Source organism: Lentzea sp. NPDC006480 (assembly GCF_040611995.1).
Taxonomy (GTDB): Bacteria; Actinomycetota; Actinomycetes; order Mycobacteriales; family Pseudonocardiaceae; genus Lentzea.
This window is the reverse complement of the sequence record NZ_JBEXPJ010000066.1, coordinates 23,709-41,897: the sequence shown is the minus strand read 5'-3', so window position 1 is coordinate 41,897 and position 18,189 is coordinate 23,709. Positions and strand designations below refer to the sequence as shown.

Here is an 18,189-nt window from a genome sequence, read left to right as displayed (position 1 = left end):
GGAGTCGTTGCCGTCGCCGGGCCTGGTGACGCGGGCGGTCTTCCCGGCCGACCTCGCCGGGGTCCGCGTTGACGGCTGGATCGAGACCGGGCTGGAGGTCTCGCCGCACTACGACCCCATGCTGGCCAAGGTGATCGCCGCCGGACCCACCAGGGACGCCGCGCTGGATCTGCTCGGCGAGGCGCTCGACGGCTCCCGGGTCGACGGCGTCGTCACGAACCTCGGGCTGTTGCGCGCGCTCACCGGTTCCGACGACGTGCGGGCCGCGGTGCACTCGACCTCCACCCTCGACCGCACCACCGACCCCGATCCGCGCATCGACGTCCTGGTACCGGGAACGATGACGACCGTGCAGGACCTGCCGGGCCGCACCGGGTACTGGCAGGTCGGCGTGCCGCCCAGCGGTCCGTTCGACGCTGTCTCGCTCACCGAGGCGAACCTCGCGGTCGGCAATCCCGCCTCCGCGCCGGGTTTGGAGATCACGGCAGCCGGACCGGTGCTGCGGTTCTCGGTGCCGTCCGTCGTCTGTCTCACCGGTGCGCCCGTGGAGTCCTTTGTAGACGACCAGCCCGTCGCGCAATGGGAACCTGTCGACGTTCCCGCCGGCGGCACGCTGCGGATCGGCACCGCCACCGGGCCCGGACTGCGCACCTACCTCGCCGTCCGCGGTGGCCTCGACGTGCCCGCCTACCTCGGCAGCGCCGCGACGTTCACCCTGGGCGGGTTCGGCGGTCATGCCGGTCGCGCGCTGCTCGCCGGTGACGTGCTGCGGCCGGGCTCACCGGACGCGGCGGAGAACCCGGGACTGACCACGATCGGTGGCCCGACGCCGGCCCACCGCCGTCCCGCGATCACCGGCAGCTGGCAGCTCGCGGTCACCGAGGGACCGCACGGCGCACCGGAGTTCTTCACGCGTGCGGACCTGGACTCCTTCTACGGGGCCGAGTTCAAGGTGCACCACAACTCGGCGCGCACCGGAGTTCGTTTGATCGGCCCGAAACCCGCCTGGGCGCGGCCGGACGGTGGCGACGCGGGGCTGCACCCGTCGAACATCCACGACACGCCCTACGCCGTCGGCGCCGTCGACTTCACCGGCGACACCCCGGTCATCCTCGGCCCGGACGGCCCGTCGCTGGGCGGTTTCGTCTGCCCGGCCGTGGTCGCCAGTGGTGATCTGTGGAAGCTCGGGCAGCTGCGTCCAGGTGACGCCGTGCGCTTCGTGCGGGTGCGCGAGGCCGATGCCGCGGCCGACCGGCGAGCCGCTCCGCACGTCGTCACCTCGGGTGGCGACGGCGACGACGGTGTCCTGGGCCGGTTGGAGGAGACCGAGGACCGCCCGTCGGTGACCTATCGCCGCGACGGCGACAGCAACGTGCTCGTCGAGTACGGGCCGATGACCCTCGACCTCGCCCTGCGCATGAGAGTGCACGCACTCCAGGAAACCCTTGCGGCACATGGCCCGGACGGCATCGTCGACGTCACCCCCGGCATCCGTTCGCTGCAGGTCCACACCGATCCCGCCCTGCTGAAGGCCTCGGACGTCGCCCGGTTGCTCCAGGAACTCGAAGCGGAAGTGCCGCCCACACAGGATCTCGTGGTGCCGTCCCGCACCGTCCGGTTGCCGCTGAGCTGGGACGACCCCGCCACCAGGCTGGCGATCGAGCGGTACATGGCCGGCGTGCGCTCGGACGCGCCGTGGACACCGTGGAACATCGAGTTCATCCGCCGCATCAACGGTCTGGAGTCGGTGCACGACGTCTACCGGACCGTGTTCGACGCCTCGTACCTGGTGCTGGGCCTCGGCGACGTCTACCTCGGCGCCCCGGTGGCGACACCGCTCGATCCCCGGCATCGGCTGGTGACGACGAAGTACAACCCCGCGCGGACGTGGACGGCGGAGAACTCCGTCGGCATCGGCGGCGCCTATCTGTGCATTTACGGCATGGAAGGGCCCGGCGGGTACCAGTTCGTCGGCCGCACCGTGCAGGTGTGGAACCGCTACCGCCGGGGCGGGTTGTTCGCCGAACATCCGTGGGCGCTGCGCTTCTTCGACCGGATCGAGTGGTACCCGGTCGACGCGGACGAACTGCTGGAGCTCCGCGCCGAGACCGACGCCGGCCGGGGTGACTTCGAGACGGTCGACGGCACGTTCTCGATCGCGGACCACCTCCGGTTCCTCGACGACAACGCCGGCGACATCGCGGCCTTCCGCGCGCGGCAGACGGCCGCCTTCGAAGCGGAGAAACAACGCTGGCACCTCGCCGGTGAGTTCGACCGGCACGACGAACCGCCGGAGGTCACCGCGCCGGAGGTGGTGCTGCCCGCCGGCGCGGTCGCCGTGACCGCGCCGTTCACCGCGACCGTGTGGCGACTCGTCGGGGAGCCGGGAACGCTTGTCGGACAAGGAGATCCGGTTCTCACCGTGGAAACGATGAAGATGGAGGCCAAGGTGACCGCACCCGTCTCGGGCAGGCTGGTCGAGCTCTACGTGCGTCCCGGCGACCAGGTCGCTCCGGGTCAGATCCTCGCGGCGGTGCGGCCGTGACGCCGGATCCGGTCGCCGCGGTCGAGGCGTCCTACGACCGGATCGACGCGGTCGGCCGGCCCGAGATCTGGGTGACGCGGCGCCACCGCGAGGACTCGATGTCCGAGGCGAAGGAGATCGCCGCGCGGCTGGCCGCGGGCGAGGACCTCCCGTTGGCGGGCAAGGTGATCGCGGTCAAGGACAACATCGACGTGGCCGGGCTGCCGACCACCGCGGCCGCGCACTCCTACCTCTACCGGCCGGACGCCGACGCCACGGCGGTCGCGCGGCTGCGAGCCGCGGGCGCCGTCGTGATCGGCAAGACCAACCTCGACCAGTTCGCGACCGGGCTGGTGGGCACCAGGAGTCCGTACGGCGCGGTCCGCAACGCCTGGGACCCGGCCAGGATCTCCGGAGGTTCCTCCGCGGGGTCCGCGGTGGCCGTCGCGCTGGGCATCGTCGACGCCGCGCTGGGTACCGACACCGCGGGCTCCGGCCGGGTTCCGGCGGCGCTCAACGGCGTCATCGGGGTGAAGCCGACCAAGGGACTCGTTCCCGTCACCGGTGTCGTGCCCGCGTGCTACTCCCTGGACTGCGTCACGGTGTTCGCCCGCGATCTCGCCCTCGCGCGGCTGACCGCCGAGCTCATGTCCGGGCCGGACGCGGCGGATCCGCTGTCCCGCGAAGCCCGCGCGGACGTCGTGCTCCCGCCGAGGCCACGTGTCGCCGTGCCCACGGGCGAGCACCTGGCGGACCTGGCACCCGGCTGGCGCGAGGCGTTCGCGGCCGCGGTGGCGAGCCTGGCCGCCGGGGGAGTGGAGATCGTCGAGATCGACGTCGCACCACTGCTGGAAGCCTCGAAGTTGTTGTACGGCGGAGCTTTCGTCGCTGAGCGCTACGCCGCCGTGGGCGCCCACATCGAGTCGCACCGCGACCTGATCGGCACCGACCTCGACCCCACCGTGGCCGCGATCATCCTGGCCGGAGCGGCTCCGTCGGCCGCGCAGTGGGCAGAGGACACCGCCACCCTCGCCCGTCTCGGCGCGGCGGGGCGAGCCCTGCTCGCCGGGTGCGACGCGCTGCTGACCCCGACGACGGTCGGTCATCCCACGTTGGACGAGGTGGCCGCCGACCCGATCGGCGTCAACAGCCGGTTGGGCCGCTTCACCAACTTCGCCAACCTGCTCGACATGGCCTCGCTCGCGGTGCCGGCGGGGTTCGCCGACGGCCTGCCGTTCGGGGTGATGTTCACCGGCCCCGCGTTCAGCGACCGCGCTCTCGCCCAGCTCGCGGATCGGTTGCTCGCGCCGTCGATCGAGTTGTTCGTCGTGGGCGCGCACCTGAACGGCCAGCCCCTGAACAAACAGCTGGTGCAGGCAGGAGGCTCCCTGGTCCGCACGGCGCGGACCGCCGAGACCTACCGGTTGCGAGCGCTGGCCACGACACCGCCCAAACCCGGACTGGTGCGCGTGCCGGAAGGCGGTTCCGGCATCGACGGCGAGGTCTGGCGGCTCCCGGCGGCAGGTTTCGGCACCTTCGTCGCCGCGGTGCCACCCCCGATGGTCATCGGCACCGTCGAGCTCAACGACGGTTCGGGCGTCCCAGGCTTCCTGGCCGAACCATGGGCCCTCGACGGCACCGAGGACATCACCGAGTTCGGCGGATGGCGCGGCTATCTCGCGGCCCGGGCATGATCGGGGACAATGGGGAGGTGACTCGCCCCCGTCCCGGCCGCCCGCGCCACGCTCCCGACGACGGCGGCGGTTCCCCACGTGACCAGATCCTCGAAGCGGCCGCCGCGCTCTTCGTCGCCCAGGGGTTCTCCGCCACCTCCACCCGCGCCATCGCCGACAGCGTGGGCATGCGGCAGGCGTCCCTCTACTACCACTTCGCCGGCAAGGACGAGATCCTCCTGGAACTGCTCCGCGTCTCCGTGCGCCCCAGCCTGGAGGTCGCCCGCTCGCTGGAAGGCGCCGCTGCGGCACCCGCCCTGTACGCGCTGGCCGTGGCCGACGCACACACGCTCGCGACGGCACCGCACAACATCGGCATGCTCTACCTGCTGCCCGAAGTGCAACTGGAGCGGTACGACCTGTTCCGCTCCGATCGCGCGGAACTCCAGGACGTCTACGCCCGTCTCGGCGCGCGGATCGCGGGCGACGACCCGGCGTCGGCCGCGGGCACCCGCCGGGGAGAGATGCTGATCCAGCTCGTCGAAGTCGTGATCCAGCAACGGCGAACCCGGTTGCCCGACACGTCCGACTGCCACGCCATCGCCGAAGCGTGCCTGCGCGTGTGCGGAGTCGCTCAACGGGAGATCGCCGCGGCGAGCACGGCGGCCGCGGCCCTGGTGTAGCTCGTGCTACTCCAGCCCGGCGAAGAGGTCGGTTTCCGGGACAGGTGATCCCGTGGTGTCCCGTGCGCGGACGAAGTCCTCGACGCCGAGCGCTTCGGCGAACTCGGCGGGTGGCAGCCTGCCCGCGATCGACGAGCCGAGCTGGGAGGCGTGGCAGTGCAGCGCTGCGCGCTTCCGGTCGGTGACGGCGCGGGTGTCGATGGTCGTGGTGATGCGCCGGTCGACGTCATCGAGTCCGGTGGGGAGGTCCCGGTGGATTCCGACCGAGGCGGCCACCCGGATCAGGCGTTCCCAGTACGCCCGGCCGTGCGCCTTGAAGTAGAGCTTGGCTGCCACCGCGGACAGGTCGAACGCCGCCGCAGCGACCCGCGCGGCGTGCAGGTGGTCGCGGTGCTGAGCTGTGTTCTCGGCGTCACAGGTCACCACCACCAGCGGCTCGTAGTGCTCGATCAGCCTCGCCACCCGGTCGGCGGCCGCGGACACCGGCACGTCCACGAAGGCGCCGGGAGGCTTCTCCCACGCCGCGACGCCCGAGTCGTGGTACCCGAGCAGTTCGACATCAGTCACGCCGAGGACGCGGCACGCCGCTTGCAGCTCGCCGAGCCGGTGCGCTGCGACTCGTGCGGGATCGTGGGTGGGCGTGAACGGCTCGGCGCCGTCCGGTGCATCGCCGAGCTCGCCGTTCGTGCAGGTGACGAGCACGATTCGGGTGCCGAGCGAGGCGTAGTGGGCGAGGATGCCGCCGGTGGACGTCGACTCGTCGTCGGGATGGGCGTGCACCGCGAGCAGCGTTCGGGTCATGGTGTCCAGTCCGGCAGGATCAGTCTCCGCGCCTGGCGTAGTCGCCGATGCCCTCGCCGGTCATGTCCCGTGCCACGGTCAGCCACTCGCTGAATGCTTGGCGCTGACGTGTTTTGGGGCGTGCGCGGACGTAGGCCATCACCTCGGGCGACGCCATGGTCCGGTAGATCAGGACGAGCTGCGCGGCGGCGATGCGGGGGCGCGGTGAGTGTGGCGGTTCGCCCGTCTCGTCGGCGAGCTCGGCGGCCACGGCCAGTTCGAACCGTTCCCACATCAGCCGCATCCGCGACTTGAGTCCCGCGCTGTCGCCGACCGTGCGGTGCAGGCGCTCCAGTTCGGTGACAGCGCCTATCCGGCTCGTGGTCATGGCTTCGCTCAGCATGTCCACCACGGCGTCGAGTGGTGTGGTGCCGGCCGGACGGTTCCGGATGCGGTCGACCAACGTGCGCAGCACCTCGTCCTCGCCGTGGAAGACCAGGTCCTCTTTGGTGGGGAAGTAGACGAAGACGGTCTTGGCGGCCACGTTCACCGCGTCGGCGATCTCGGCGACGGTGACCTTGTCGAACCCGCGCTCGGCGAACATCGCGTCCGCCGCGTCGATCAGCGCCTGGCGGGTCAGCAGCTTCTTGCGCTCGCGCAGGCTCAGTCTCGCGCTGTCCTCGTCACCGGCCATCTCGTCACGGTAACACGGTCCGCTGACCTTCTTCCCGCAGTGACTTTCGTGTGTTCGATACGTCACTTCAGTGAACAAAATAAGTAACGGACACACGTTTGTGTCTGACTGTGGCTTATCGTGATGTCGTGGCCGAACGCCGGAGGTGCGTGGTGGAAGAGCAGTGGAACGGCAGGGCCGCCGTGGTGACCGGTGGGAGCAGCGGGATCGGCCTGGCGACGGCGGCCGAGCTCGCGAACGAGGGATACGCGCTGGTGATCGCCGGGCGCGACGAGGCCAGGCTGCGGGCCGCCGCGGAACGGATCGGCACCGGCACGCCCGTGCACGTGGTGGTGGCGGACGTCGCGACCGTGGCCGGCACGGAACGTGTTGCCGCGCAGGCACGTGAGCGCTTCGGGCAGGTGGACCTGGTGTTCGCGAACGCGGGACGCTCCGACGCGCCACCGGTTCTGCAGACCCTCGAACACGACTTCGACCTGATGATGGCCACCAACGTCAAAAGCGTCTTCTTCACCGTGGTCAAGCTGCTTCCGGTGCTGCGCCAGGGCGGATCGGTGGTGGTCACCAGCTCGGTGTCCGAGGCCAAGGGCCGCCCTGGAGACCCGTTGTACTCGGCCAGCAAGGCCGCTGTGCGCAGCCTGGTGCGCACTCTCGCGCTCGACGAGGAAGTCCTGGCCCGTGGCGTGCGCGTCAACGCGGTCACGCCCGGCTGCATCGCCACTCCGCTCACCGCGCAGACCGACCCGGAGATGCAGCTGGCGATCGACGAGTACGTGACGAGCACGGTGCCGATGGCCCGCTGGGGGCGCCCGGAGGACGTCGCGCACGCGGTGGTGTTCCTCGCCGGTGAACGCGCCTCCTACCTCACCGGCTCGGAGATCGTCGTCGACGGCGGCCTCGCCCAGATCTGAGCAGCTCGTTCAAGCACAGCAAGGAGTTCGACATGACAGAGTTCCCTTCCGCCGCACAGGCCGTGCGGGCCGCGGACATCGTGGTGCTCGGGGGCGGCCCGGCCGGCCTCGCCGTGGCACGACTGCTGCACCTGCGCGGTCTCGCGCCACGGGTGCTGGAGCGGGACGCCGGACCGGATGCCCGGTCTCAGGGCGGCAGCCTCGACCTCGCCGAGCGGGGCGGGCAGCTCGCCCTGCGGGAGATGGGGTTGTTCGCGGAGTTCGAGGAACTGGCGCGGCCGCTGGGTCAACGACTGTGCCTGATGAACTCGGACGCCGAGATCCAGGTCGACGTGGACGAGGCGGCGGGGGAGTACCGGCCGGAGATCGACCGCGCGCAGCTGCGCCGGCTGCTGATCGACTCGCTGCCACCGGAGATGATCAGGTGGGGTGCCGAGGTCACCGCGGTCACGCCGACGCCCGACGGCCGCCACCGGGTCAGCCTCGCCGACGGCACCGAGGTCGAAGCCGGCCTCGTCATCGCCTGCGACGGAATCCGCTCTCGCGCCCGGCCGCTGGTCACCGACGAGCAGCCCGCGTACAGCGGGATCACGTTCATCCACGGAGATCTCCGGGATCCCGGGCCCGAGTCGTTCGTGGCCCGCCACACCGGCGAGGGCATCCTGCACGCGGTCGGCGACAACAAGGCGATTCTGGCCCAGCGCGCGGCTGACCGGTCTGTCCGCGTGTACTTCGCGGTCCGCACCGAGGAGGACCCGAGCCGCGAGCAGGGCGACCGGTTCACGGACCCGGCTGCCGTGCGCCGGCAGCTGCGCGAGACGTTCGCCGGATGGAGCCCGGACCTGCTGGCTGTGCTCGACGAGATCGACGGCTACTTCGCCTACTGGCCCCTCTACGGCATGCCGGCGCGCCAGCAGTGGAAGCAGCACTCCGGAATCACTCTGCTCGGCGACGCCGCACACGTCATGCCGCCGTTCGGTGGCGAAGGCGTGAACATGGCCCTGCTCGACGCCGTGGAACTCGTCAACACCCTGTTCGCGCCCGAGCACGCCACGCTCGACGACGCGATCGCCGTGTTCGAACGCGCCATGCTCGACCGCATGGTCGGCACCATCCTCGACACCGACGCCAGCGGCGAGATGTTGCTGAGCCCGGCCGGCGCCGCACCGCTGGCCCAGCATTTCGCCGCTGCAGCTGACGCACCGTGACGGCCATTCGCCCCTTTTCGCGTCTTTCAGCGCATTAATCCGAATAGTGAGTGATGTCAACCGTCAAGAGCGCTGGACCCCTTCACGCCAATGGCGGGTGAGTGGGCGTGACGAGCTTCCTTACGTTGGATGGCGGAACCCCCGAGGTTCCATTCTTCGCACCCTGCAAGCGAGGAGAACCATGTTCAGGAAACTCGTCCTGTCGGTCGCGCTCGCCGCGGCCACGACCTTCGTCGCACCCCTGACCGGTCAGGCGTCGGCCGCCGAGGCCCCGCCCACCGCGGCGTCGGTCAACGTCTACTACGACACCAGCAGCGCACCCACGTTCGCGAGCGCCATCCGGCAAGGCGCGGCGAACTGGAACGCGAAGGTGAGCAACGTGAAACTGGTGGAGAACCGCAGCGCGGCGACCCTGCGCTACCGCGAGGGCAACGACCCGCGCGGTTCGTACGCCTCCACCAACGGCCACGGCAGCGGCACCATTTTCATCGATTACACGCAAGCGCGGCAGTACTACGTCGTCCGGATCACCGCGCACGAGACAGGGCATGCCCTCGGCCTGCCCGACCACTACAGCGGGCCGTGCTCGGAACTGATGTCCGGCGGCGGTCCGGGCACGTCGTGCACCGTCGCCTCGCCGAACGCCACCGAGGCGGCTCGGGTGAACCGCTTGTGGGCCAACGGGTTCGTCGGCACCTTCGAGTGGAAGACGATTTACGAGCAGATCCCCGTGCACTCCTGATCGTGCTTGACCGAGGCCTGGGTCTCCTGTGGACCCAGGCCTCGCCCGGTGCTTCTCAGCGGGTGCGTCCGGTCATGAGCTCCCGCATCCGGCGGGCCAATGTGGCTGCGGTGAACGGTTTCTGCAGCAGGGCGACGCCGCGCTGGGACAGGTGCTCGCGGACGTCGGCGTTGTCCGCGTATCCGGTGACGTACAGGACTGGCAGACCGGGGCGCAGCTGCTCCAACTGCTCGCCGAGCTCGCGTCCGCCCATCTCCGGCATGACGACGTCGGTGACGACCGCGTCGATCTCCGCGGTGGCGACGACGAGGTCGAGCGCCTTCGCGCCGGTCTCCGCTTCGATGACGCGGTAGCCGTACTGTTCCAGGAACACTCGGGTCGCGGCACGGACCGATGCCTCGTCCTCGACCAGCAGCACGGTTTCCCGTGCCTCCGCGGTGGGTGCCGGTGGCAGCGATTCGGGTGCGGGCTTCAGTTCCTCGTCGGTCGCGTGGGGCAGGTGCACGTCGAAGCTGGAGCCCGCACCCGGCTCGCTCCTGACCGTGACGTGGCCACCGCTGCGCTCGACGATGCCGAAGACCGTGGAGAGGCCCAGCCCGGTGCCCTGCCCGGCCGGTTTGGTCGTGAAGAACGGCTCGAAGATCCGTTGCTGGGTCTGCGCCGACATGCCGACGCCGGTGTCGGTGATCGAGAGGAGCGCGTAGCGGCCGGGCGCGACGCCGACCCGTTCACCTTCGGCGAGGTGGACCTCTGTCGTCTCGACGGTCAGCAGGCCGCCGCCGGGCATGGCGTCGCGGGCGTTCACGACCAGGTTCACCACCACCTGCTCCAGCTGGCCGCGGTCGGCGAACACCGGGCAGGGCAGCGGTGCGAGGCGGGTCGTGAACCGCACTTGCTCGCCGATGAGGCGGCGCAACATCGCCTCGACGCCGGTCACGACGTCGTTCAGGTCGAGCAGCGCCGGCTGCGGGACCTCCTGGCGGCTGAAGATCAGCAGCTGCCGGGTGAGCGCTTCCGCCCGCACGCCGGCGTTGCGGATCTCCTCGGCCGCGTCCCGCAGCTCGTCGTTGTCCCGCAGGCGATTGCGGAGCATCTCGCTGTAGCCGTTGATCACCACGAGCAGGTTGTTGAAGTCGTGCGCGATGCCGCCCGCCAGCCTGCCGACGGCCTCCATCTTCTGGGCGTGGCGGAGCTGCTCCTCCACGTGTTCGCGCACCTTGATCTGCTCGCGCAGCTCGGCGGTCCGTTCGGCGACCCGGTCCTCCAGCCGCCGGCTGCTCTCCTCCACCGCCGCGAGCGCACGCCGTTCCCGTTCGACGAGGATGACGCCGGCCAGCGCGCTGGAGATCTGGCCGCGCAGCGCCTCGTAGATCCACCCGACCCGCACGCCGGCTTCGAAGAGCACGAAGCCGAGCCGTTCGTCCTTGAAGTACAAGGGCAGCGCGACGAAGTTCGAGGCGGTGGCACGCTCCAGAAATGATCCGGGCGCGAGATCGAGCGCGGGAAAGGACGGCTGGTCGCCCGCGTCCAGCCGGCGGCCGCGGTCACAGGCCATCGCCAGCACGGCCTGGCCGGGGACGCCCGGTTCGGTCAGCGGCGGCTCGTACAGGGCCATCGCACAACTGGGGATGCCGATGCGGGGCAGTTCCGCGGTGAGCACGTCACCGAGGTCGCCGACCTCGCGGGCGGTCACCAGCCGTTGCCCGAGCGTGCGGACGACTTCGTCGCGCTTCTCGCCGACCTGGTGCTCGAACGTGCGCTGCTGCCCGATGATCTCGCCCAGCAGCTGCCTCGCCTGCCACCAGAGCTCGGGAGCGGGCGGCAGCCGGCGGTCCCGGCGCAGCGCGGCGAGTGCGGTCCACGCGTGGTCGACGCCCTCCGTCCGCGCGAACGAGTCCAGCGCGGTCAGGAACCTCTCGTCCCCCTCGCCGTCGAGGGCCTGCCGAGCGGCCTGGTACAGCCGTTCCGCCACCTGGCCGCCGGTGTCCTCGACCGGCGTCGGGAGACATCCGCACGACCGGCGGACCACGAGCTCCGGCACCAACGTGACGGACTCCGGCACCTGGTCACCGCGCAGTCTCGCGAGCAGCAGCTCCACCGCCTTCGCACCGAGGTCCGCGAACGGCATCCGCACCGTCGTCAGCGGCGGGGGAGCGGAACCCAGGTTCACCGACCGCTCGACCGTCCGCCCCGCCACGGCCGGGTCGACGTTGTCCAGCCCCAGAGCGAAGTGCGCGGTGTTCGGCAGATCGTCGAAACCGATCACCGCCACGTCGTCGGGCACGCGCAGCCCCAGTCGCCGCACGCCCACGATCACCGCCTGGGCGAAGAAGTCGCTCGCGGCGATGATCGCCTGCGGCTCGCGCGCGCAGACCTCGGTCGTCATCGCGACCGCCCGGCCGGCGTCCCACCCCTGCGGTGGCACGGGCACGAGCGTCTCGTCGAACGGAAGTCCCCTCGCCGCCAGCCCGTCCAGGTAGCCGCGGTACCGCAGCTCGGCGCCGGGGTGCGTCGCCGGACCGCGCACGAAGGCGATCCTGTTGTGCCCGTGGACCTCCACGAGGTGCTCGACAGCTTTGCGGATCCCGCCGGTGTCGTCGAAGAGCACGCTCGGATGCCCTGGCAGCGGGTGCTCGACGCTCACCAGCGGCAGCGCCAGCCGGTCGCAGAGCGCCTGCACGGCCCGCGGTCCCGCGTACGAGCTGAGTGCGGTCGTCCAGACCACCAGCCCGTCCAGCCGGGCGCCGCGGGTGAGCTCGTAGACCGAGTTCGCGGACCTGCCGAAGTCGGCGGGATCATCGAGCTCGCGGCCGATGAACGCGATGAGGTCGGCGTCGAGCGCCTGTGCCGCGTCGGCCATGCCGAGCCATTGGAGCTCGAACAACCCGGCCAGCGACATGTTCAACGCCCCGATGCGCGGCCGTCGTGCCCGATCTCGCTCGATCACGTCGAATACCTTAGGCCGGACAGACCGAACGTCTGCACCTTTCCAGCGGCTGTGGTCGTGCGGTGGTCGACAGTTCGGCGTCAGTCGATCGTGCGCAGCAGCCGGCAGATCTCGGCCACGGCGTCGTGGGCACCGTCGCCGTGAGCGCGGACGGTGACAGTGGTGCCGGCGGTGGCGCCGAGGCCCATGACGGCGAGGATCCCGGTCGCGTCGACAGTCCTGCCCTCGTGCGAGATCTGCACACCGCAGGCCAGTTGCGCCGCTGCTCTGGCCAGCCTGCCCGCCGGGCGTGCGTGCAGGTGCGCGGGCAGCACCACGTCGATCTCGGCCGTGTCGCCGGTGTGCAGGGACGTGTCAGAGCTTGGTGGCATGGCGGGCCTCCCGTGCGGCGGTGATGACAGTGGCGAGATCGGCGCCTCCGGCGGCGGTGACGGCGGCGGCGACGGCGCCCTCGACGAACGGGGCGTCCACGAGCACCACGTCGTCCTGGGCGTAGTCGGCCAGCACCGCGCGAGCGGTGATCACCGCGCTGCCCAGGTCGGGCAGGACGACCACGCCGCTGCCCTGGTCGGCTTCCTTGACGGCCGCGGTGATCGCGTCGTAGCTGGTGCCGATCCTGCCGTCGGCGGTGCCTCCGGCGGCGATCACCGAGCCCGGCTCGACGCCGAGCTGGTCGAGCAACGCGCGCAGTCCGGATGCCAGCTCCGCGCTGTGCGAGACGAGTACGATCCCAACAGGTTGCATGAACAGGATGCTGTCATGCTGAATAGCGTTCAGCAATACTGAATCGAGGTTCCTTGTGGTCCAGTCGGTACAGCGGGCGGTGCAGATCCTGCGGCTGCTGAGTGCGGGCGGTCCCCGGCTGGGTCTGGCCGAACTGGCCGAGCACGTGGGGGTCGCCAAGCCCACGGTGCACGCGCTGCTGCGCACGCTGGAGGCGGAAGGGCTGGTCGCGCAGGACCGCCAGACCGGCAGGTACGTGCTGGGGCCCGGCGTGCTCACGCTCGGCAACGCGTTCCTGGAGACCCATGAGCTGCGAATGAGGTCGCTGACCTGGGCTGATCTGCTGGCCGCCCGTGCCAACGAGGCCGTCTGGGTCGCCGTGCTGACCGGCGATCACGTGCTGGTCGTGCACCACGCGTTCCGGCCGGAGGGGGCGGTGCAGATCCTCGAGGTGGGCGCGAGCGTCCCGTGGCACACCTGTGCGCTGGGCAAAGCGATGGTGGCGTTCCTGCCCGAGGAGCGCCAGGCGGAGTTGCTCGCCGGGCCGCTGCCGCCGCTCACCGGCCGGAGTCTCGCCGATCCGGCCGCGCTGAACGAGCAGCTGGAGCGGGTGCGCTCCGCCGGCTACGCGCTGGAGGACCAGGAGTCCACGCTCGGTGACGCCGGGATCGCCGCGCCGGTGTTCGACAGGTCGGGGCTCGCCGGCGCGATCGGGGTGGTCGGCCCGGTCGAGCGGCTGCTGGAGGACGGGCGGAACCAGGACCTGGCCGTCAAGGTGCGGGAAGTGGCCCGCCAGCTGTCCCGTGAGCTGGGGGCCGGCCGCGCTCCGCTCGCTCGCGCGCTCGCCTGACGTCAGGCCTCTTGACAGTGACCTGGGCCACGCTTACCTTCCTCTCGTTCAGTAATAACGAACGCCGTTCAGCAAATCGGACTCTGGTTCCCCGCTGAGGAGGTGAGCGCCCGCATTGCCGCGGGCGTCCCACATGGCTGACACATCCCCCCTGGCAAACACATTCCCCCAGGCATTGATCGCCGAGGTTCTCGGCACCGCGACGCTGGTCTTCATCGGCGTCGGATCCGTTCCCGCGACGCTGATCGTGGGCGGCGACGCCCCGTTCACCATGGCCCAGCTGGGCATGATCTCCCTGGCCTTCGCGTTCGCCGTGATCGCGATGGTCCACACGATCGGCCACGTCTCGGGCTGCCAGATCAACCCGGCCGTCACGCTCGCGCTGGCCGCGACCGGGCGGATGCCGTGGCGGCAGGTACCCGGTTATCTCGCCGCGCAACTCGCGGGCGCGACGCTGGGCGCGTTCGCCATCATCGGCGTGCTCGGCCACAAAGCCGTCGACGTCGGACTCGGCATCGCCTCCTACAGCGCCGAAGTCGGTCCGGGCCAGGCGTTCGTCGCGGAAGCGATCGGCACCTTCCTGCTCGTGCTGGTGGTGTTCGGCGCGATCGACAAGCGGGCGCCACAGGGCTTCGCGGGTGTGGCCATCGGACTGGCGGTGTTCGCGATCATCATCCCGATCGCCCCGGCCACCGGCGCCTCGATCAACCCCGCTCGCACGTTCGGCCCGATGCTCACCGGACAGCTGTTCGGCGGGACCGTCCACTGGGAACAGCTGCCCGTCTACCTGGCCGCCGAGATCGCGGGCGGGATCGCCGCCGCGGCTGTCTACCACCTCATCGCCACCACGCGGAGTGTCGCCGAGCAGCCGGCGCCGGTTCAGGCCGAAGGAGTCCTGTCGTGAAGAAGCTCATCAACACACCCGAGTCCGTGCTGACCGACGCGCTGGCCGGCATCGCGGCCTTCCACCCCGAGCTCCGGGTGGACAGCGACAGCCGGATCATCGTGCGCGCCGACGCACCCAGAACGGGGAAGGTCGCGCTGGTGTCCGGCGGCGGCTCCGGCCACGAGCCGCTGCACGGCGGGTTCGTCGGCCCCGGCATGCTCGACGCCGCGGTTCCCGGCGAGGTCTTCACCTCCCCGGTGCCCGACCAGATCCTGGCCGCGGCCAAGGCCGTCGACGGTGGCGCCGGCGTGCTGTTCGTGGTCAAGAACTACACCGGCGACGTGATGAACTTCCAGCTCGCCGCCGAACTGGCGGCTGACGAGGGCCTCACCGTGCGCACCGTGCTGGTCGACGACGACGTGGCCGTGCAGGACTCCACCTGGACCGCGGGCCGGCGTGGCACCGGCGCGACGGTGTTCGTGGAGAAGATCGCCGGTGCGCTCGCCGACCGGGGTGCGGACCTGGACAAGGTCGCCGAGATGGCGGAGAAGGTCAACGCGGCGTCGCGGTCGTTCGCGATCGCGCTCACCGCCTGCACCACGCCGTCGGCCGGGCGTCCTGGCTTCGACCTGCCGGAGGACGAGATCGAGATCGGCGTGGGCATCCACGGCGAACCCGGCCGCAGCCGCGGCAAGCTCCGGCCCGCCGAGGAACTCGTCGGCCTCGCGATGGACGCGATCCTGGCCGACCAGCCCTTGACCGCGGGCGAGAAGGCCATCGTGATGATCAACGGCCTCGGCGGCACACCGCTGATCGAGCTCTACGTGGTGGCGGCCGAGGTCGCCGCGGTGCTCGCCGCGCAGGACGTGCGCATCGGCGCGAGCCTGGTCGGCAACTACGTGACCAGCCTGGACATGGCGGGTGTGTCGATCACCGTCTGCCGGGCCGATGACGAGATGCTCGACCTCTGGGCGGCGCCGGTGGCGACGGCGGGACTGCGGTGGGGCAGTTGATGACGCAGGATCAGCCCACCGGGCACGATGGCGGCATTGCCGTCCGAGTCGAGGAGGATCCGGTGGACACGGTGGACACGGTGGACACGGCCACGGCCAGTGCGTGGATCCGGGCCGTCGCGGCGGCCGTCGAGGAGCATCGCGACCAGCTCACCCAGCTCGACGCCGCGATCGGCGACGCGGACCACGGCGCCAACATGTCCCGCGGCTTCACCGCCGTCGTCGCGGCGCTCGCGGAGTTCGAGCCGGTCACGGTCGGCGATGTCCTGGTCAAGACCGGCAGCACGCTCATGTCCACTGTGGGCGGTGCGTCAGGTCCGTTGTACGGCACGGCATTCCGTGCCGCGGGCAAGGCGCTGACCGGCCCGACGGCGTCGCCGGAGCAGCTCGTCGCGGCTCTGCACGCCGCCACGGCCGCCGTCACCCAGCTCGGTGCGGCCACCCTCGGCGACAAGACGATGCTCGACGCGCTGGCGCCGGCGGTCACGGCGCTTGAGGAGGCCGTCTTCCACGGCGCGGATCTGAGTGCGGCGGCCGCGGCCGCCGCGAAGGCGGCCGAGGACGGTGCGCACTCCACCATCCCGTTGCAAGCCCGCAAAGGCCGGGCGTCCTACCTCGGTCCGCGCAGCATCGGGCACCAGGACCCAGGGGCGGCGTCCACCGCGTTGATCTTCACCGCGCTGGCCGGGGTGGTGGCCGCCAGATGAACCAGCTGCGTTTCTCCGGGCGGGCGGCCAGTCCCGGCACGGCCGTCGGCGTGCTGCACCGCACGGACCGGCCACTCCCCACCGCGTTGCCCTGGAACGGCATCGGCAATCCCGCCACCCAGATCACCGAGGCGTTCCAGGGCGTCGCCGCGGACCTGCTGTCCACATCGGAGCGACTGCGTGCGGCCGACCGCGCGGAGGACGCCGACATCCTCGAAGTCATCAGCTATCTGGCGATGGACACCGATCTGCGGGCACTGGCCGTCCAGCACGCCGAGAGCAGCCTGCCGCTGGCACTGGCCGTGCAGCGGGCGGTGGATCATCACGCCGAGGCGCTGGCGGCGTTACCCGATCCGACGCTCGCCGAACGCGCGGCGGACGTCCGTCAGGTCGGTAAACGCGTGATCGCCCGGTTGCACGGTCATGACCACGACCTGGACACCGACGGCCCGGTGGTGCTGATGGCCGGCGAGATCGGCGCGGCCGACCTGCTCGAGCGGGCGGGCACGGTGGCCGCGGCGGTCTCCGTCACCGGCGGGTTCAACTCCCACGCCGCGATCGTGGCGCGCTCGCTGGGCATCCCGTTGCTCGTCGGCGTCGACCCGAGGGTGCTCGACCACTCCGACGGCGCACCCGTCGCCGTCGACGGCGGGTACGGCAAGATCGTCATCAACCCGAGCCCCGCCGAGCAGGCCGCCGCGGCCGAGGCGATGCGGGCCGCCCGCCAACGCCGGGAAGCCCTTGCCGCGGAACGGCATCTGCCCGCGCAGACGCGGGACGGCCACACGGTCACCTTGCGCGCCAACATAGCCACCACCGTCGAGGCGCGCGCCGCGATCACCGCCAACGCCGACGGCGTCGGCCTGCTGCGCACCGAGCTCCCGTTCCTCGACGCCGTCGAATGGCCCAGCGAGGCGCAGCACAGCGGCGTGCTCCGGCCCGTGCTGCGCGCGCTGGCCGGCCGACCGGTCACCGTGCGGACCCTCGACTACGCCGACGACAAGCTGCCGCCGTTCCTGTCCGGGGGCCCAACCGGCCGGTTGGGCAGGGGCCTACCGCTCATGCTCGCCGATCCCGACGCGTTCGCACGCCAGTTCCGGGCCATCCTCGCGACTGCGGACGGTGGTGACGTCCGCATCATGATCCCGATGGTGGCGACTCCGGGTGAGCTGGACGCCTGCCGCCACATCCTCAACCGCGTCGCACACGATCTCGGCGTCGCGCCACCACCGCTGGGCGCGATGATCGAACTCCCCGAAGCCGTCGCCGCGGCCGACGACATCGCCGCCCGCGCCGACTTCCTGTCCATCGGCAGCAACGACCTCACCGGTCAGATCCTGGGCCTGGATCGCCGCGATCCCGCGCTGACACCGCAACTCGCCGCACACCCGGCCGTGTTGCGCGCCATCGCCGACACCATTGCCGCGGCACACCGCCGACATCAACGTGTGTCCGTGTGCGGCGACGCCGCCGCGCACCCGCTCGTCGTGCCGCTGCTGATCGGTCTCGGCTGCGACGTGCTGTCGACCGCGCCGGCCCACCTCGACCAGGTGCGCGCCATCATCCGCCGCCTCGACCACACGACGTGCGCGAGCATCGCGCACCACGCCCTCGGCCTCACCACTGCCGACCAGGTGTGGGAAGCCGTCCGTGAACACTGCAGCCCGCGAATTCCCTGACCACACAAGGAAACTGGGCTTCGGTCTCTCGGCGGTGGTCGCGGCTGGACCGTCCGGAGGTCGCGGCGTCGGCGTCGAACACGCCGGCACCGTGCACAGGCTGTCCCGACCAGCCGGACCGTGCATAACGGGGCAAGCCAGGCGTGCACACGCGCAATCAGCACGCACG

General features: G+C 71.1%; 16 protein-coding genes. 11 read left to right on the top strand and 5 right to left on the bottom strand.

Annotated elements, in window-relative coordinates; genetic code table 11:
• From ABZX92_RS24800 to ABZX92_RS24790, 3 genes are all read left to right on the top strand, one after another.
• Window positions 1-2,545, top strand: a 2,545-nt coding sequence (locus tag ABZX92_RS24800) for a 5-oxoprolinase/urea amidolyase family protein (protein ID WP_355563767.1), incomplete at its 5' end; no start/stop codon positions are given.
• A complete protein-coding gene (locus ABZX92_RS24795; protein ID WP_355563764.1) occupies window positions 2,542-4,218 on the top strand; it encodes an allophanate hydrolase in 1,677 nt (558 codons plus the stop codon). The genes ABZX92_RS24800 and ABZX92_RS24795, both read left to right, overlap by 4 nt.
• A 17-nt stretch (window positions 4,219-4,235) precedes the next feature.
• On the top strand, window positions 4,236-4,880 hold the full coding sequence (locus tag ABZX92_RS24790; protein WP_355563761.1) for a helix-turn-helix domain-containing protein: 645 nt from the start codon (window positions 4,236-4,238) through the stop codon (window positions 4,878-4,880).
• A 6-nt stretch (window positions 4,881-4,886) separates the two neighbouring features.
• On the opposite strand, the gene ABZX92_RS24785 is transcribed toward ABZX92_RS24790, so the two are convergent.
• Both ABZX92_RS24785 and ABZX92_RS24780 read right to left on the bottom strand, forming a co-directional pair.
• Window positions 4,887-5,681, bottom strand: coding sequence for a PIG-L family deacetylase (locus tag ABZX92_RS24785; protein ID WP_355563758.1), 795 nt, complete (start codon window positions 5,679-5,681; stop codon window positions 4,887-4,889).
• 19 nt (window positions 5,682-5,700) lie between these two features.
• On the bottom strand, window positions 5,701-6,354 hold the full coding sequence (locus ABZX92_RS24780) for a TetR family transcriptional regulator (protein ID WP_355563755.1): 654 nt from the start codon (window positions 6,352-6,354) through the stop codon (window positions 5,701-5,703).
• Between the two features lie 128 nt (window positions 6,355-6,482).
• On the opposite strand from ABZX92_RS24780, the gene ABZX92_RS24775 reads away from it, so the two are divergent.
• The 3 genes from ABZX92_RS24775 (at window position 6,483) to ABZX92_RS24765 (ending at window position 9,215) form a co-directional block, all read left to right on the top strand.
• Window positions 6,483-7,265 carry an SDR family oxidoreductase gene (locus ABZX92_RS24775; protein WP_355563752.1) on the top strand — a complete coding sequence of 261 codons (783 nt, stop codon included), beginning with the start codon at window positions 6,483-6,485 and terminating at the stop codon, window positions 7,263-7,265.
• Window positions 7,266-7,297: 32 nt separating this feature from the next.
• A complete protein-coding gene (locus ABZX92_RS24770) occupies window positions 7,298-8,473 on the top strand; it encodes an NAD(P)/FAD-dependent oxidoreductase (protein ID WP_355563749.1) in 1,176 nt (391 codons plus the stop codon).
• Window positions 8,474-8,654: 181 nt separating this feature from the next.
• Window positions 8,655-9,215: a snapalysin family zinc-dependent metalloprotease gene (locus tag ABZX92_RS24765; protein ID WP_355563748.1), complete on the top strand. Its 561-nt coding sequence runs from the start codon at window positions 8,655-8,657 to the stop codon at window positions 9,213-9,215.
• A 55-nt stretch (window positions 9,216-9,270) separates the two neighbouring features.
• On the opposite strand, the gene ABZX92_RS24760 is transcribed toward ABZX92_RS24765, so the two are convergent.
• The 3 genes from ABZX92_RS24760 to dhaM form a co-directional block, all read right to left on the bottom strand.
• Window positions 9,271-12,162, bottom strand: a complete 2,892-nt coding sequence (locus ABZX92_RS24760; protein ID WP_355563745.1) for a substrate-binding domain-containing protein — start codon at window positions 12,160-12,162, stop codon at window positions 9,271-9,273.
• Between the two features lie 80 nt (window positions 12,163-12,242).
• On the bottom strand, window positions 12,243-12,533 hold the full coding sequence (locus ABZX92_RS24755) for an HPr family phosphocarrier protein (protein WP_355563742.1): 291 nt from the start codon (window positions 12,531-12,533) through the stop codon (window positions 12,243-12,245).
• Window positions 12,517-12,906: a dihydroxyacetone kinase phosphoryl donor subunit DhaM gene (gene dhaM, locus ABZX92_RS24750; RefSeq protein ID WP_355563739.1), complete on the bottom strand. Its 390-nt coding sequence runs from the start codon at window positions 12,904-12,906 to the stop codon at window positions 12,517-12,519. The genes ABZX92_RS24755 and dhaM overlap by 17 nt, the downstream gene beginning before the upstream one ends.
• Before the next feature lie 55 nt (window positions 12,907-12,961).
• Between dhaM and ABZX92_RS24745 the strand changes: the two genes are divergently transcribed.
• The 5 genes from ABZX92_RS24745 to ABZX92_RS24725 all read left to right on the top strand — a co-directional run bounded on the left by ABZX92_RS24745 (window position 12,962) and on the right by ABZX92_RS24725 (window position 18,020).
• Window positions 12,962-13,735: an IclR family transcriptional regulator gene (locus ABZX92_RS24745; protein ID WP_355563736.1), complete on the top strand. Its 774-nt coding sequence runs from the start codon at window positions 12,962-12,964 to the stop codon at window positions 13,733-13,735.
• A gap of 133 nt (window positions 13,736-13,868) precedes the next feature.
• Window positions 13,869-14,639, top strand: a complete 771-nt coding sequence (locus ABZX92_RS24740) for an aquaporin (protein WP_355563733.1) — start codon at window positions 13,869-13,871, stop codon at window positions 14,637-14,639.
• Window positions 14,636-15,634, top strand: a complete 999-nt coding sequence (dhaK, locus tag ABZX92_RS24735; protein ID WP_355563730.1) for a dihydroxyacetone kinase subunit DhaK — start codon at window positions 14,636-14,638, stop codon at window positions 15,632-15,634. Before ABZX92_RS24740 ends, dhaK begins: the two co-directional genes overlap by 4 nt.
• A gap of 62 nt (window positions 15,635-15,696) precedes the next feature.
• Window positions 15,697-16,341 (top strand): dihydroxyacetone kinase subunit DhaL, encoded by a 645-nt coding sequence (gene dhaL, locus ABZX92_RS24730; RefSeq protein ID WP_355563727.1) that lies wholly within the window; start codon window positions 15,697-15,699, stop codon window positions 16,339-16,341.
• Window positions 16,338-18,020, top strand: a complete 1,683-nt coding sequence (locus ABZX92_RS24725; RefSeq protein ID WP_355563724.1) for a putative PEP-binding protein — start codon at window positions 16,338-16,340, stop codon at window positions 18,018-18,020. The genes dhaL and ABZX92_RS24725 overlap by 4 nt, the downstream gene beginning before the upstream one ends.
• The last annotated feature ends 169 nt before the right edge of the window (window positions 18,021-18,189 follow it).